Below are 15383 nucleotides of genomic sequence, written 5' to 3' on the forward strand. Positions count from 1 at the left end.
GGATGATTCGAGCTAAATTGCAAGCTGAAGGCATTTTCATAAGTGGTAAAATAGTGGGTGATGAAAAGCTCTATTTGTCTCCTATGATGGATTTGGCGAATAGAGAGATTATTGCCTATCATATTGGTCGTCGTCCTAATTTTGCTTTAGTGGCAAATATGCTGAAGAAAACGTTAGTGCAACTGAAAGAGGACAGAGCTACCAATTATTCATAGTGTTCAGGGTTGTTTATATGAGCTAGAACGTTGGTGAAATCAGCATATTAAAAAACGTGGAAGCAGCAAGAAAATGACGATTTAGAAGAAAGTGCGGTTCAATTTCTTGATGAATGTGAACTAGGGTGCAGCGATAGTACAATAGAGCGGCTTATTAATACTTTAAAGACCCAATTACCGAGAATGGGCGAAACGCCTTGCGATTTAATTGCCTTTGATAATGGGGTATTAAACCGTAATACGTTGGAGTTTACCCCACATAACCGATTAAATTGGCTAACCGCTTGTATTCCGCATAATTATGATGAACAGGCAACAAATACGCCGCACTTTGATAAGTGGCTGAATTTTGTATCAGATGGCAATCAAGACAAAGCGAGAAATATTTTAGCCGCTTTATATGCGATTTTAACCAATCGCTATAACTGGCAAATATTTTTTGAAGTTACCGGGAAAGGCGGTAGTGGTAAATCTATTTTTGCGAATATTGCAACATTACTCGCCGGCGAAAGAAATACTATATCTGCCAAGTTAGAAGATTTTGATAATGCGAAGGATTTAGAAGGCTTTGAGGATAAAACGCTTATTCTTTGCCCTGAACAATCAAAATATGGGGGAAATGGTGGCGGATTAAAAACAATTAGCGGTGGTGATTTATTGCGAGTCAATCCAAAACATAAGAAGCCATTTTTTACCAAGATTACCGCTTTAATTATGCTGATCAATAATGAGCCTTGTAGGTTTACTGAACGAGCCGGAGGAGTAGATCGTAGGCGAGTAATTTTTGATTTTAAAAAGGTGGTTTCTGAAAGTGAGCGTGATCCTACCTTCACGGAGAAAATAACGCTTGAGGTTGGCGGCATTATTCAAAAAGTGCTGGATACGTTTCCTGATTCGTTAGAGGCAAAAATACACAAATGAATAGCCAAGAAGCCTTAGAGGTGAAAAAATTATCTGATCCGCTTACGGATTTCTTCGAACATTTCTACACTATCGAGCAAATAGACGGGCTTTTTGTTGGTGTAGCTAGTATGACAGCAGATAAAATCAGAACGCATATTTACCCGGCATATTTGGCTTATACAAGGGTTATGAATATTAGTGAATTAGGGTTAAATAACTTTGTGATTAGCATTGAGCAAGCCTTAAAGCAATACGGAAATCAACATGATTTTATGAAGAAACATACTAAAACAGGACGGCGAACGAATATCCATTTTAAGGATTTTGACAGCTTTAAAAATGAGGTATTGAACTGAGAAAAGCGGGTGATAAGCCCGCTTTTTTATAAGAGTTCACCAAAAGGTTAAGCCATAGTGAAGTCTTAAATCTAAGCATTAACCGATTAACTTATTGATTTGTAAGAGAAAATATCAAAAGTGAACGGGTGAACACCAAAACATATAAAAAAGTTTTTCACAGGCATTATTAGAAACTTAAATCCATTCCGCAAGATTCGCAATAATCTCCCCAAAGCTGCATTAATGGCCGTCTTAGTTCGATATATTCCGCACGGTTGTATGCTTGGCTAGTTTCATTTCCTATTCTGTGAGCAAGACAACTTTCTGCCGCCCTAAAATCTACGGCTTGATCTTCTAAATATGTTCTAGCGATAGATCGTAAACCGTGGGAATCTTGGACGCCTTGATAACCAATTTTTCTTAGTGCGTTGGTTATCGTTTCTTTACTCATTGATTTATTCGGTTGGCTATAATGTGGAAATACAAATTTATTTACGCCGGTGATAGGACGTAGGCTTTCCAAAATTTTAAGCATTTGCGATGATAGCGGTACTGTATGTGGAAATTGTCCCTTACGTGTTTTCTTCATTTTTCAGCCGGTATAAACCAAAGATTTTTATCAAAATCAATTTCAGACCATTCTATACTTACTGCTTCCGCCGGTCGAACCATAGAAAGTAATTGCCATTTGAAAAGTACTTTCGTTAGAAAATCCCTATTTGAGTTTTGGAAGTCCGCTATTAATTTTGGTAATTCACTTGGCTTGATTGCTGGGTGGTGCGTTTGTGTTTCTTTATGGTATGCGTCACTTACGTTTTGGCAGGCGTTAAAAGGCAATACGCCCACGGTAACGCCATAATTTAGAATCTGATTCGCCAAGTTTAGAATACGGTGTAACGTATCGTTGATTCCCTTATCATTTAGAGGTTTAACCGCTTTTATAAGTATTGGCGGCGTAATTTTATCTATGGCGTAATGTCCTAATACTGGGAATAAATGATTCTCCAGTCTAGCCCAATTTTTTGCCATAGTAAGCGGTTCAATCTCTTTACTTCTTTTTTCTTTCCAACGCTGAGCTAGTTTTAAAAAGGTATTATCGACTTTCTCAGCTTGTAACCTTTCTTGTTCTTCTTTATGGATTTGTGGATCAATATCTTTAGACAATAAAGCACGATATTCTTCACGGATTGCTCGAGCTTCAGCAAGCGAAACACTAGGATAAGTTCCTAAAGCTATTTTGGTACGCTTTTGAGTGAAAGGGCGTGTGTAATTAAATCGCCAAGTTTTAACACCACTAGGCAAGACAAGTAGAAATAATCCGTATCCGTCCGAGAGTGTGTATTCTTTCTCTTTAGGCTTTGATTTATCAACTTCTGTATTTGTTAAAGGCTTAGTTACTTTAGGCATTTTACCCCCTTTTACTTACTTTTTGTAACCACGAAACTCAAGCATTATATCGTGGTTACAAAGATGGTTACATAAAAAGGTGATTAAATACGGTTTAATGCGTTGAGTTACGTTGTAGAAAAGTAATAAAAAAGCCTTTCAAACTAGGCTCTACAAGACTTTTTCGAGCGGTTATGAAAGGCTATGATAGGGTTAATGGTGCGACTAGCCGGACTCGAACCAGTGACCCCCACCATGTCAAGGTGGTGCTCTAACCAACTGAGCTATAGTCGCATAATTGAGATAAATTCTAATGGAAAATATGAAGGATAGCAAGGCCTCACGTTTCGTTTGATTTTATTTTAAGCGTTCTTGGGTAAAGAATTGTTTATCTTCCCAACGGATCATAGTTAAGTTATTGCCCCAAGCACAGCCGGTGTCTAAGGCGTAGATATTCGGTTTATCCGCTTTGCCCATTAAACTCGCCCAGTGGCCAAAAATGATTTCCTGCTGATTAAATAATGGATTATCTAATTCAAACCAAGGTTTTAATTCGCTTGGTGCGTCTTTAACCGGTAATTTACAGGCAAAATCCAACCGCTTGTCGGCATAGCAAAAACGCATACGGGTAAAGACATTAATAATATATCGCCAACGTTCTATACCTTGCCATTCGGTAGACCAATGATCCGGCGTATTTTCATACATTTGGGCGATATAGTCGGCATAATCATCACTTTGTAAAACGGCTTCCGCTTCTCTGGCACAAGCAATAGTGTCCGCTAAGTTCCATTCGGGGCTGATACCGGCGTGAGTCAGTAAGAAGCCGTGAGTCGGATGTTGAATAAGAAGCGGTTGATTTCTTAGCCAATTTTGCAAATCGGCACGATCTTCCGCTTCAAAAATCGCATCCACCTGATCGCTAGGTTTCACTTTTTTGATACCGAGTAACGTAGCGAGCAAGTGAAGATCGTGATTACCTAAAATGGTTTTTGCATTATTTTTCGGATCTTTCACAAAGCGCAAACACTCCAACGATTTTGCACCTCGGGCAACTAAATCGCCGGTCAGCCACAATTCATCGTGTATCGGATTGTAATTAACTTGCTTGAGTAGCAGTTGTAACTCATCAAAACAGCCGTGTAAATCGCCAACAATATAAGTTGCCATCATATCCTCTAAGTTATAAATAAAAAATCTACATTAACCATTTTACTGCTAAATGGAAAATCGGTGGTGCGATAAATGAAGAAAGTAAGCCGCAAATCACTAAAGCTAATGAACTATAACTCGCTGATTTTGTATTGAGTTCCATACAACGAGCCGTACCAAGTGCGTGAGACGCAATACCTAAACTCATACCGATTGCTTGCGGATTAGTAATATGAGCTAACTTTAGAATCGGTACACCTAACACGGCGCCTAATAAACCTGCAATCATCACTCCGACAGCGCTTAGCGCAAATTCGCCGCCGATTTCACCGGTAATCACCAATGCAAGCGGCATGGTTACCGACTTTGGCATCAGTGCGGCAACAATATCTTGCGTACCGCCAAATAATAGTGCTAACAACATTCCGCTACACATTGAAATGATCGTACCGAACAACAAAATAAAGCTAATCGCTTTCCAGCGTCGGCGGATTTGTGGACATTGCTCATAAAGCGGAATGGCAAGGGCTACAATCGCCAAACCTAAGAAATGGCTGAGTGGAGAAGTGCCTTGTTGATATTCTTGATACGGAATTTGGAAAATCACTAAAATTGCGACCAGCAATAATAAGGTCAGTAAAAAAGGGTTCAGCAATGAAGTTGCGAGTTTCTTACTAAGCTTCACGCAGAGAAAAAAGACTGCAATGGTCAAAACGGTATAAAGATAAATCATTGCTCATCTCCCGAATATTTGAAGAAACGCTGTGCTACCCAGCCGACCACGACAATCGTAATCAGGGTACTGAGAATATTGGAAATAATCAGTGACGAAAAATAACGGACTAAAATATCACCATATTCAATCATTCCCACACAAATCGGCAGAAAAACAAGTGGCATATAACGATTTAAAAAACTCCCGGTCGGCAATAACCATTCTAATTTGATCAGACCACTCACTAGCGTCACAAATAAAACAAGTAGCCCCCAAATACTCTCCGGAATACCGATAGGAATCAGTGCGTTTAGTCCTTTACCGATATAAAGCATCGCCCATAGAATGGCTAAAGAAAGAGCAAAGCCGATAATGTTGTTTTTCATAAAGCGTGATAGTATAAGCGGTCAAATTTGACGAAAATTTTGCAAAAAATTCCCGAAATTTGACCGCTTGTCGATTAGATAATATTCCCCACAATCGAACGTGTTTCTAAACGTACTTCGGTGAGCTTGACTTTAACTGCCTGTCCGATTTGGTAAGCTTTTTCGCCTTTAATGTAAAGTGCGATTTCTTCCGGACGGAATTCCATTTCTTCTTTTTTATCGTGAATGGTGGAGAACGGTACGAAAATTTGTGCGCCGTTTGCGATCACTTTCGCTCGCACACCGCCACGAGAAACATCTGCAATTTCACAGTCAAATTCGACCGCTTGTTCCACCATTGGGAACAGGTAGCGAGCATAGAGCCAATCGGCGATATCACGTTCTACCAAACGGTTTTGACGGCGAGCTTCTTGTAAATGAACTAAGATGCTTTCTTCCACTGTTTTCACCTGCTTGCCGAGTAACACTTGCTTGATTAAGCGATGGTTTACCATGTCGCCATATTTACGGATTGGAGATGTCCAAGTTGCATAATGGCTGATCCCTAAACCGAGATGCGGTGCAACTTCCGATTTAAACTCAGCAAAAGTGAGGTAGCGGCGTAAACGAAGTTCTAAGAATTTCTCCGGGAATTCGTCAATCGAACGACGCATTTCGCAGTAACCTTCAAGCGTTGCCAGTTTTTCCGGTGCATATAATGCCGTCAGCGCTTCACGGTTTTCGTCCGTGGCTAACGTATCCAGTAAGAATTTTTGCGCTAATTCTAAATTTTTCGGATCAAAGCCGGCATGGGTATTAAATACGCCTGTTTTTGCATTGTCGTCTAAGAATTTCGCACAGCAAATATTGGCAATGATCATGGATTCTTCGATCATTTGATTTGCGATACGGCGGTATTCTACGTGGATATCACGTACCGAACCGTCTTCATTCAATTCAAATGAGTAATCACCGGATTCTTTAAACAGCAGTGCATTGTTACGACGCCATTCAATGCGAGTAAGGGTAAATTGGTGTAACCAATCGATTTGCTGTTTGGTTTCAGGACTTTCTGGTTGCCACGCATTTTCAACATTTTCGAGGTAATCTGACACGTTGTCGTAAGCTAATTTCGCTTTGCTTTCCACCCATGCCGAAACAAAACGCGTATTGCCAATAATATTACCGGCTAAATCGGTTTCGATATAACCGACTAATGCTGGGCGTTTTTCATTTGGTACAAGCGAACAGAGGTCATCTGACAGCTCACGAGGTAACATCGGAATATTGAAGCCCGGTAAATAGTTGGTAAAACAGCGTTGGCGAGCAGCTTTTTCGATATTTGAATTTTCCGGAATATAGGCGGTCGGATCGGCAATCGCTACCACTAAACGCCAACCGGTTTGTTCTTCGCCTTGTTTGATTGGCTCAATGTATAATGCATCATCCATATCTTGTGTGCTAGGGCTGTCGATCGTAGTGAAATAGAGTGATGTGAGATCTTCACGATCTAATTCATCGTGTAACTCATAGTGTTTTTCATTCGCTACTGCTTCACGAGGCTGTTCGTGACGAGCTAATGTGACCCACCACGGGGCGAAATTATCGTCCGCTTTACAGATAAATTGAGTCACTTGAGCGAATAAGAAACGATCGTCACGTAACGGGTGGGTTTTGAGTTGCGCCACTACCCAGTCACCGTTTTCCAATGTCTCACTGACCTTTTTATGCGTATTTGCTGGAATGATATTTTTAATGCTTGGGTGATCGATAGTAAGTTGTAATTTATTGCCTTTATTAAAACGTACTTGTGCAATAAAGCGATCAAGCATCGGCTCCAGTAAACTGTCGATTTCTACCTGTTCTTTGTCACCTTCACGTTTTACTACCGCTTTTACTTTATCGCCGTGCATCACTTTTTTCATTTCCATTGGCGGAATGAAATAACTTTTCTTGTCACATTCTAAAAAACCGAATGCTTTATCCGAGGCTTTAACCGTACCTTCTACATATTCTTTATTTGCCTCAATTTGTTGTTTTAATTGGGCAAGTAACGGATTGTCTTGAAACATAAATTCTCTCTATAAAAATAAAAAAGGTGCAGCATTGTTGCACCATGAAATCTAGTAAGGATTATAACGGAAAGTGGTTAGATTTGCTGAATTTTTTGTAAAAAACCGTTAAATCTAACTGTTTGGATAATTTTATAATGCTTTCTAAATATAATCTTCCAATACTTGATTCATTCGGCTTTGCCAGCCTTTGCCAAACAAGAGCGGAGAAATAAAAAAACGGACGCTATTTAGCGTCCGTTTTTTATTTTTATAGATAGCTGAATTATTCTTCGCCTAACTCGCCCATTGCGGTAATACTGAAACCTGCATCAACGTGTAATACTTCACCGGTTACACCTGAAGCTAAGTCTGAACATAAGAATGCCGCTGAGTTACCCACATCGTCAATTGTTACGGTACGGCGTAATGCTGCAGTTTGTTCGAATGCCGCTAACATTTTCTTGAAGTTTTTAATACCTGATGCTGCAAGTGTACGGATTGGACCAGCAGAGATTGCATTTACACGGATACCGTCTTTACCTAAATCTGCAGCCATTACACGCGTTGCCGCTTCTAATGACGCTTTAGCTAAACACATTACATTGTAGTTAGGAATTGCACGTTCTGCACCTAAGTAAGAAAGTGTTAAAAGTGCTGCATTTTCGTTTAAGTATGGACGCGCTGCTTGTGCCATTGCTACAAAGCTGTATGCACTGATGTCGTGTGCGATACGGTAGCCTTCACGTGTTGCTGCGTTTACATAATCACCGTCTAATTGATCGCCCGGTGCGAATGCGATTGCATGTACGAAACCGTCAAATTTTTCCCATTTTTTGCTTAATTCGGTAAAGCAGTTTTGGATTGATTCGTCTGTTGCTACATCTAATGGTAATACGATGTCTGAACTGAATTCTTTAGCAAACTCTTCAACACGTGGTTGTAATTTATCGTTTAAATAAGTGAATGCGAGTTCTGCGCCTTGTGCTTTCATTGCTTTTGCAATGCCGTATGCGATAGAACGGTTACTTGCAAGACCCGTTACTAAAATGCGTTTACCTGTTAAAAAGCTCATGCTTGATTCCTTTTGAACATTATTGAAGCGTATAACACGCCTACTTCATATAAAACAAAGGGCGTATGCGATACGCCCCTACGAAATTTTGCGAATTATACCGAAAAAACGACCGCTTGCGCAAATTTCCTGAGATTTCAGGCTTAGCAAGCGGTCTGATCCGAGCAGTTTTTTGCAAAATTTTTGATGAATTTGACCACTTAATTTATTTAACCGCAATCATTGAGCCGAAATTGAAACATTGGAACCAAAGTTCGATTTGGGAAAAACCGGCTTGTTTTAAACGTTCTTTATGGGTTTCAATGCTATCGGTTAACATGACATTTTCGAGAGCAGTACGTTTTTGGCTAACTTCAAGTTCGCTGTAGCCGTTGGCACGTTTAAAGGTGTGGTGTAGATCGATCAGTAATTCGTTCATTGTTTCATTGGCGAAAGTAAATTTTTCAGATAGCACCAAAATACCGTTTGGGTTTAAGCCCTGATAAATTTTAGTTAGCAATTCAAGGCGATCCGCACGCGGTAAGAATTGCAGGGTAAAATTTAACACTACCATTGATGCATTTTTGATCTCGATATGGCGAATATCATCACAGAGAATCTCCACCGGCACATCAGAGTGATAAGCGTTGATATGAGAGCGGCAACGCTCCACCATCGGTTGCGAATTATCTACGCCAATAATCTTCACTTGGCTGGTTTGTAGATTGCGGCGAATGGATAAAATCCCCGCCCCACGTGAACAACCTAAATCATAAACTTGTGATCCTTCGGTCACGAAACGTTGCGCCAACATACCGATTGCCGTAATGATATTCGAATAGCCCGGCACAGAGCGTTGGATCATATCGGGAAACACTTCGGCAACCGATTCATCAAAGGTAAAATCGCCGAGTTTTTCAATCGGGGCGGAAAAAATCGTATCTTTACTCATTATCTTGTTATTCCTTATCTAAAAATTTTTGAATGGCACGAGCGACCGTTTCCGGTTTTTCAGCGTGTACCCAGTGTTGGGCATTGGCGACAACAAACGATTTTGCCTGTGGAAATTGCTTCAGAATTACTTCCGTGTCTTTCGCTTGAATATAATTGGATGCACCGCCTTTAATAAATAAAGTCGGTTTATCAAAAAGGACTTCGTTCCAGCCCATTAAATTTTCATAGTTTGCTTTGATCGCCGTTAAATTGAAGCGGAAATAGTCCGGTTTTTGCGGATCGAATGCTTTTAACATAAATTGTTGTTCGCCTTCGTCCTTCACATATTGTGCCAATACAGTTTTTGCTTGTTGACGAGTTTCAGGTTGAGCGTTTTTAACAGCGAATAAGCCAGCAAAATTATTGTCATGACGATGGGTTGGATTAGCTGTCGGCGCAATATCGATCACAACTAATTTATCGACCAAAGCGGGAGCTATATTGGCTAAAGTCATCGCAGTTTTGCCACCCATCGAATGACCGATCACAATATTACTCGCTAAATCTAAATGCTGTAACAATGCTTGTAGGTCTTGCGCCATTAAGGCGTAATTCATTTCGACGGAATGAAACGATTGGCCGTGATTACGTAGATCCACGCGTAAGATATTAAATTGCTCGCTAAATTGGCGGGCGATGATGCCCAAATTATTCATATCACCGAATAATCCGTGCAGAAAAACCATCGTCTGCGCATCGGCTTTTTCGGTTGCCGGTTGGAATTGATAATTAAGATAAGTGTTTTCTGTCATAAGTTGTTATTTTTTATTCAAATGTTTGGTTAAGATCCTGTAAAAAGATCTTGAATCTTGTATTATAATGCCTAGAATTTCTTTCCAATCAAGTAAATCAAAACAAAAATATCAAGAGGTTAAGATGAAAACGATCGAAGTCGATGATGAATTATATCATTACATTGCAAGTAGAACCCAAGCAATTGGCGAAAGTGCGTCAGATATTTTACGTCGTCTGTTGCGTTTACCTTCATCACCACAACCTTTTGTACTGGTTCAACAAAACACGATTGATGAATTGAAAGAATTAGCGAAACCAAAAGCAAAGGCTAAAAAGGAAGAGTTAATTGAAAGAGCAGTACAAAAAGTTGAGAAAGTTTTGAAATCGGATTCGTTTGTAAACGAAAATAAAAATGTTGCACGCTTTTTAATGCTACTTTCAGCGTTACATCATGCAAATGCACAAGGTTTTGCCCAAGCAACCGAAGTAGTTACGGGAACAGAACGTACTTATTTCGGTACAAGTGAAGCGGCATTATTAAATCACGGTAGCAGTGTAAAGGCGAAGCAGATCCCTGACTCGCCGTTTTGGGTGGTAACCAATAATAATACGGCTCGCAAAGGCCTGATTCTTACTGGTGTAATGGAGTCAATGGAATTACCAAAACACTTAATTGAACGTGTTCGTACTTTATTTTCTTAATCATCATTTATGGTAAATTTTTCCTTTTTCCCAACTGCTTATTGGGCAGCGAATGCTGCGCAGAGGCAAGCTATTGTGTGGGAAAAGGGAAATTCCGATTATTTTCCCTTTCTTGCCTCCTCACTTAATTGGGCGGAGTTTCATCACTTAGTATCACAAACAGCAAATTTGCTGATGACTAAAGGCGTGAGAGCCGAACAAATTATTGCCTATTCAGGTACATATCGATTAATCGGTTTACTTTGTTATTGTTCCGCAATGACGATTGGCTCACCTATTTTGATGCTAAATCCGGCATTAAGCGAAAGCCAGCGTCAAACTATTCTAAGCACATATCAAATTGATATTTTGATTACCGATCAAGATTTTGCTGATTTTCAGCAAAATCAGACCGCTTACCTAAATTCAAATTGGGATAGTCATCGTCCAGCAACGCTTACATTGACTTCAGGTTCGTTCGGTATGCCGAAAGCGGTGGTGCATTCCGCCCAAAACCATTTGGAAAATGCTGAAGGTGTGTGTGAATTAATGCAATTTTGCCAAACCAATTCTTGGTTGTTAAGTTTGCCGTTGTTTCATGTGTCCGGTCAGGGGATTGTCTGGCGATGGTTAGTGCAAGGTGCCACTCTGGTGGTGAATGAACAGAAAGATCAATTTTTTGCTTGTTTGGATCGTGTTTCGCATGCCTCATTAGTGCCGACTCAGTTACAGCGTTATTTACAAACTAAAACGGAAAAAATTGTCGAGACAAAGAAATTCTTATTAGGTGGCACTGCGATTCCCAAAGCATTGGTGGCGCAAGCACAGCAGCGAGGTATTACGTGTTATTCCGGCTATGGGATGACGGAAATGGCATCAACCATTTGTGCAGTTGAAAACGAATTGGATAATGTCGGTTATCCGCTTAAAGGACGGAAAGTTAAATTAGTTAATGATGAAATTTGGGTTCGAGGCAGCGGCTTAGCTCTTGGTTATTTGCAAAAAAATGGTGAAATTCGACCGCTTGTAAATGATGAAGACTGGTTACCAACTAAAGATCGTGGTGAATGGAACGCAGCCGGTCAATTGATAGTGAAAGGTCGATTGGATAATATGTTTATTTCCGGTGGCGAAAATATTCAGCCGGAAGATATCGAAAAAGTCATCTATCAATCCGGTTTGGTGAGTCAAGTCTTTGTTTTACCTGTCGAAGATGCGGAATTCGGTCAAAGACCTGTCGCAGTGGTGCAATTTATTTCGCATAATTTTGCAAAAAACTGTGAAAATTTGACCGTTTGGTTGGCTGATAAGCTCGAAAAATTTAAACAACCTATCGCCTATTATCCACTTGAACAGCTTCAACTTGTGCAGCAGAGCGGTATAAAAATTTCACGTGTACAACTAAAAAACGCATTAACACAATTACTAGGAAAATATCATGATCAAACGCCTGTTTAACCTTTTCTTATTTAGCTTGACTTTAGTTTTTAGTAGTCATGCGCTTTTGGCAGCGGAATTACCGACAGAAAAAGATCTACAAACGCAAATTGATGAAACTAAAAAACTTGAACAAAATGAGGCTAATAAGTCTTTAATCAAAAGCTTGGAAGATACACAAGCGCTTTTAGCACAAATCACACAACAAAAAAGTGATAATAGCGCATTAGAAAAAGAAATTAAAGGCGCGCAAGCAGCACTACAAAGCAGTAAAGCGGATATCGCTAAATTACAGCATATTCCTCAAGTAACTCAAGACGCATTGGCTAAATATTCGGTTGATGAATTACAGAAGCGCCTTGCTGCCGCTCAACTAAGTAGCCAAACGGTACAACAAGATTTAACCACCATTAATGGTAAATTGGTGGCGCAAAACTCCGCGCCAACGAAAGCACAAACGGCATTAACGGCTAATGCAACACGTAAGCAAGAAATTAGCACTTTGCTAGGTAATGTAAATACTTCGCAAGTGGACAGAACCAAATTAGAAACGGAATTGATGTTACTTGATTTGCAAAATACTTACAATCAATTGTTGTTACGTGGTAGTGATGAATTAACGGCGCTCTACAATAGTCAGTTGGAAGAGAAGAAATTAGCCCAACAAAATATCCAAAATGAGCTAAGCCAGCTTCAAAATGCGATTAATGCAAAGTTAGTTGAAGAATCTAAAAATAAGGTAGAACAGGCGGCACAATCACAGCAAGAAGGTACGACTTCAAATACAAACCCGCTCATTATTAAGCAATTGGATCTAAATACACGTATTAGTGAAGAACTACTAAAACAAACTACGGAGCTTACGCAACTTTCTCAGGATAATTTGCGGATTAAAGGCGTACTTGATAATTTGCAACAAACGCAGCGTAACATTGAAGAACAAATTAGTTCTTTGCAAGGAACATTGGTACTTTCGCGTATTATCAATAAACAAAGACAGTCATTACCCCAAGATCAGATGGTGAAGGGCTTATCTAAGCAAATTGCCGATTTAAGGGTGCGTGTTTTTGATCTTACCGAATTTAAAGATAGTATCTCTGATCCAAATGTCTATATTGCGAAATTGGAGAAAGATGAAAAAACCGAACTGACTGCCAAAGAGAAAGAACAACTCAAAAATATCTTAGCGGAACGTTTAAAAATCTTAGCTGAAATGATTAAGTCATTGAATAATCAGCTTAATTTATCGATCAATATCGAATTAAATCAGCAACAGGTTCAAACGATTAGTGATACGCTACAAAAGAAATTAGAGCAACAAAGTTTTTGGGTAAAAAGTAATAGCCCTATTGATTTGGATTGGTTTAAGAATTTTTTAGCGGTAGTGAGTTTCCAGTTAAACGATCTGGTTAAAAAATTCGATTTCTCCAATTGGAAAGATAATATTATTCCCGCAAGTATTTTTGAGATTTTACTTGCGTTAGGCGTATTGGTTATTTCTCGTCGTAAAGAGTCGATTAAGCAACGATTGACCAGAATTAATAACAGTATGAAAACGGTAGCGACCGACAGTCAGTGGAACACGCCACTTGCTATTTTTTGGACCTTGATTCTTTGTTTGCCAAGTACCTTCATTTTCTTGATGGTCTTTATTTTAGTGACCTATATTTGTTTCCAAGATCCGACGGAAGTATGGCCTTGGGGGCTGAAAATGTCCGGTTATTGGCTTTATTTTGCGTTTATGGTGGCAATGCTGCGCCCGAACGGGATTGGCTATCGTCATTTCAATATGCCGCAAAAAAGTAATGCGGTTTTTCGTGATATTTTGAAACGCTCGGTATGGGTGATCGGTTTAATGTTAAATACGGCGGTATTCAGTAATATTAATGAAATGGGGATCGCTTATGATGTGTTAGGACAGGTCTTTACCATTGTCGTTTTAATCAGCATTATTTTTATTGTATCGCCCGGGTTTAGACAAGCGATTTCAACCTATCAAAATGTTGCTGAGGATGAAGAAAGCCTTCGTAACGTATTATTAAATATTGCACGCGCAGTCTTATTCTTAGCACCGATTACACTCGTCGTATTAATCGGTTTAGGCTATTACTATACTTCTTTGGTGATTATAGAGCATTTAGTTTCTACTTATTTTGCGGTGATGACTTGGATTATTCTACGTAATGTGTTCTATCGTACGTTTAATGTCGCATCACGTCGTTTAGCTTTCCGTCGCTTGCAAGAAAAACGAGAACAAGTATTAGCTAAAGTGACGAATACAGAACAACAAGTCGCCCAATCGGAAGACAATATTCTATTTGAATTACATGACGATACACTGGCTGTGAGCGAAATTAAGGATCAAATGTTAAAAGTAACCGATCTTTTATTGTGGGCAGCATTATTTGGGCTATTGTATTGGGTATGGTCGGATTTAGTTACCGTAGCCTATTATCTAAACGGTGTAACGCTTTGGCAGCAAGCAACGGAAACCGCAAAAGGCGTAGTAATGGAATCTATTACTTTGCTCAACCTTTTAGTTGCATTCGGTATTTTATTTGTTACCTATGTGTTAATCCGTAACTTAAGCGGTTTATTAGAAGCATTGGTGTTTTCTAATTTAAAACTTTCGCAAGGCACGCCTTATACGGTAACGACATTATTAACCTATTTGTTGATCGTACTTGGTGCGACACTTGCGTTTGCAACATTAGGCATGTCATGGTCTAAATTGCAATGGTTATTTACCGCATTATCGGTTGGTTTAGGCTTTGGTATGCAAGAAATCGTTGCAAACTTTGTGTCGGGGATCATTATTCTATTTGAACGTCCGGTACGTATTGGCGATATGATTACTATCGGCACGTTTAACGGTACGGTTTCTAAGATCCGGATTCGTGCGACGACATTAATTGATAATGATAGTAAAGAGGTTATCGTACCGAATAAGGCATTTATTACCGAGCGTATTGTTAACTGGGCGTTGACCACCTCTATGACACGTTTAGTGATTAGTGTAGGGGTCGCGTATGGTTCGGATTTGGATTTGGTTAAGCGCTTGTTATTACAAGCGGCGGAAGAGAATCCAAGTGTATTGAAAGATCCTGCACCAGTGGCTTATTTCTTAGCGTTTGGTGCGAGTACATTAGATCATGAATTACGAGTACACGTCGGACAGATTTCAGATAGGATGCGCACGGTTGACGAATTAAATCGACGTATTAATCAATTGTTTGCTGAGCATAATATTGAAATTGCCTTTAATCAATTGGATATCTTTATTAAAAATCAAGCAACCAATGAAGAAGTGAAATGGGAAACGGAAAAATTTAACGATAAGAATTAGAGGTATAAAGCT

The 15383-nt window shown here is 39.5% G+C and carries 10 protein-coding genes, 1 tRNA gene and 3 pseudogenes; 5 read left to right on the forward strand and 9 right to left on the reverse strand.

All coding sequences use genetic code 11. The features are described from left to right. Positions 1–215: pseudogene (locus C228_RS14905) on the forward strand (hypothetical protein); the annotation flags it as partial. A gap of 51 nt (positions 216–266) precedes the next feature. Further along, positions 267–1474, forward strand: a pseudogene (locus tag C228_RS13940) (DNA primase family protein); the annotation flags it as partial. Positions 1475–1643: 169 nt separating this feature from the next. Here C228_RS13940 and C228_RS13715 read toward each other — a convergent pair. The 9 genes and pseudogenes from C228_RS13715 to C228_RS0112170 form a co-directional block, all read right to left on the reverse strand. Further along, positions 1644–2863, reverse strand: a pseudogene (locus tag C228_RS13715) (tyrosine-type recombinase/integrase). Positions 2864–3059: 196 nt separating this feature from the next. Continuing rightward, positions 3060–3136 (reverse strand) — tRNA-Val (locus C228_RS0112135). 63 nt (positions 3137–3199) lie between these two features. Then, positions 3200–4012 (reverse strand): bis(5'-nucleosyl)-tetraphosphatase (symmetrical) ApaH, encoded by an 813-nt coding sequence (gene apaH / locus C228_RS0112140; protein ID WP_018652870.1) that lies wholly within the window; start codon positions 4010–4012, stop codon positions 3200–3202. 28 nt (positions 4013–4040) lie between these two features. Continuing rightward, positions 4041–4727: an LrgB family protein gene (locus C228_RS0112145; RefSeq protein ID WP_018652871.1), complete on the reverse strand. Its 687-nt coding sequence runs from the start codon at positions 4725–4727 to the stop codon at positions 4041–4043. Continuing rightward, the gene (locus C228_RS0112150; RefSeq protein WP_018652872.1) at positions 4724–5095 is read right to left on the reverse strand and encodes a CidA/LrgA family protein; all 372 of its coding nucleotides are present in this window, start codon (positions 5093–5095) and stop codon (positions 4724–4726) included. The genes C228_RS0112145 and C228_RS0112150 overlap by 4 nt, the downstream gene beginning before the upstream one ends. Positions 5096–5169: 74 nt before the next feature. After that, positions 5170–7146, reverse strand: a complete 1977-nt coding sequence (locus tag C228_RS0112155) for an exoribonuclease II (RefSeq protein ID WP_018652873.1) — start codon at positions 7144–7146, stop codon at positions 5170–5172. Positions 7147–7411: 265 nt separating this feature from the next. Next, entirely contained in the window at positions 7412–8200 is a 789-nt protein-coding gene (locus C228_RS0112160) for an enoyl-ACP reductase FabI (protein WP_018652874.1), read from the reverse strand. Positions 8201–8405: 205 nt separating this feature from the next. Next, positions 8406–9131 carry a carboxy-S-adenosyl-L-methionine synthase CmoA gene (gene cmoA / locus C228_RS0112165; protein WP_018652875.1) on the reverse strand — a complete coding sequence of 242 codons (726 nt, stop codon included), beginning with the start codon at positions 9129–9131 and terminating at the stop codon, positions 8406–8408. A gap of 7 nt (positions 9132–9138) precedes the next feature. Further along, on the reverse strand, positions 9139–9924 hold the full coding sequence (locus C228_RS0112170; RefSeq protein ID WP_018652876.1) for an alpha/beta fold hydrolase: 786 nt from the start codon (positions 9922–9924) through the stop codon (positions 9139–9141). 124 nt (positions 9925–10048) lie between these two features. Between C228_RS0112170 and seqA the strand changes: the two genes are divergently transcribed. Genes seqA through mscK form a run of 3 tightly spaced genes read left to right on the forward strand, consistent with a single transcriptional unit; the run spans position 10049 to position 15371 of the window. Continuing rightward, positions 10049–10609: a replication initiation negative regulator SeqA gene (gene seqA, locus C228_RS0112175; RefSeq protein WP_018652877.1), complete on the forward strand. Its 561-nt coding sequence runs from the start codon at positions 10049–10051 to the stop codon at positions 10607–10609. A gap of 9 nt (positions 10610–10618) precedes the next feature. After that, positions 10619–12046: an o-succinylbenzoate--CoA ligase gene (gene menE / locus C228_RS0112180; RefSeq protein WP_026313297.1), complete on the forward strand. Its 1428-nt coding sequence runs from the start codon at positions 10619–10621 to the stop codon at positions 12044–12046. Further along, complete coding sequence (gene mscK / locus C228_RS0112185) at positions 12027–15371, forward strand: mechanosensitive channel MscK (protein WP_018652879.1); 3345 nt, start codon at positions 12027–12029, stop codon at positions 15369–15371. The genes menE and mscK overlap by 20 nt, the downstream gene beginning before the upstream one ends. Positions 15372–15383 lie beyond the last annotated feature (12 nt).

The organism is Actinobacillus capsulatus DSM 19761, assembly GCF_000374285.1.
Lineage (GTDB): Bacteria > Pseudomonadota > Gammaproteobacteria > Enterobacterales > Pasteurellaceae > Actinobacillus > Actinobacillus capsulatus.

Coding starts and splice junctions, on each gene's coding strand:
- apaH (WP_018652870.1), bottom strand. CDS start 4,012: ATGGCAACTTATATTGTTGGCGATTTACACGGCTGTTTTGATGAGTTA.
- C228_RS0112145 (WP_018652871.1), bottom strand. CDS start 4,727: ATGATTTATCTTTATACCGTTTTGACCATTGCAGTCTTTTTTCTCTGC.
- C228_RS0112150 (WP_018652872.1), bottom strand. CDS start 5,095: ATGAAAAACAACATTATCGGCTTTGCTCTTTCTTTAGCCATTCTATGG.
- C228_RS0112155 (WP_018652873.1), bottom strand. CDS start 7,146: ATGTTTCAAGACAATCCGTTACTTGCCCAATTAAAACAACAAATTGAG.
- C228_RS0112160 (WP_018652874.1), bottom strand. CDS start 8,200: ATGAGCTTTTTAACAGGTAAACGCATTTTAGTAACGGGTCTTGCAAGT.
- cmoA (WP_018652875.1), bottom strand. CDS start 9,131: ATGAGTAAAGATACGATTTTTTCCGCCCCGATTGAAAAACTCGGCGAT.
- C228_RS0112170 (WP_018652876.1), bottom strand. CDS start 9,924: ATGACAGAAAACACTTATCTTAATTATCAATTCCAACCGGCAACCGAA.
- seqA (WP_018652877.1), top strand. CDS start 10,049: ATGAAAACGATCGAAGTCGATGATGAATTATATCATTACATTGCAAGT.
- menE (WP_026313297.1), top strand. CDS start 10,619: ATGGTAAATTTTTCCTTTTTCCCAACTGCTTATTGGGCAGCGAATGCT.
- mscK (WP_018652879.1), top strand. CDS start 12,027: ATGATCAAACGCCTGTTTAACCTTTTCTTATTTAGCTTGACTTTAGTT.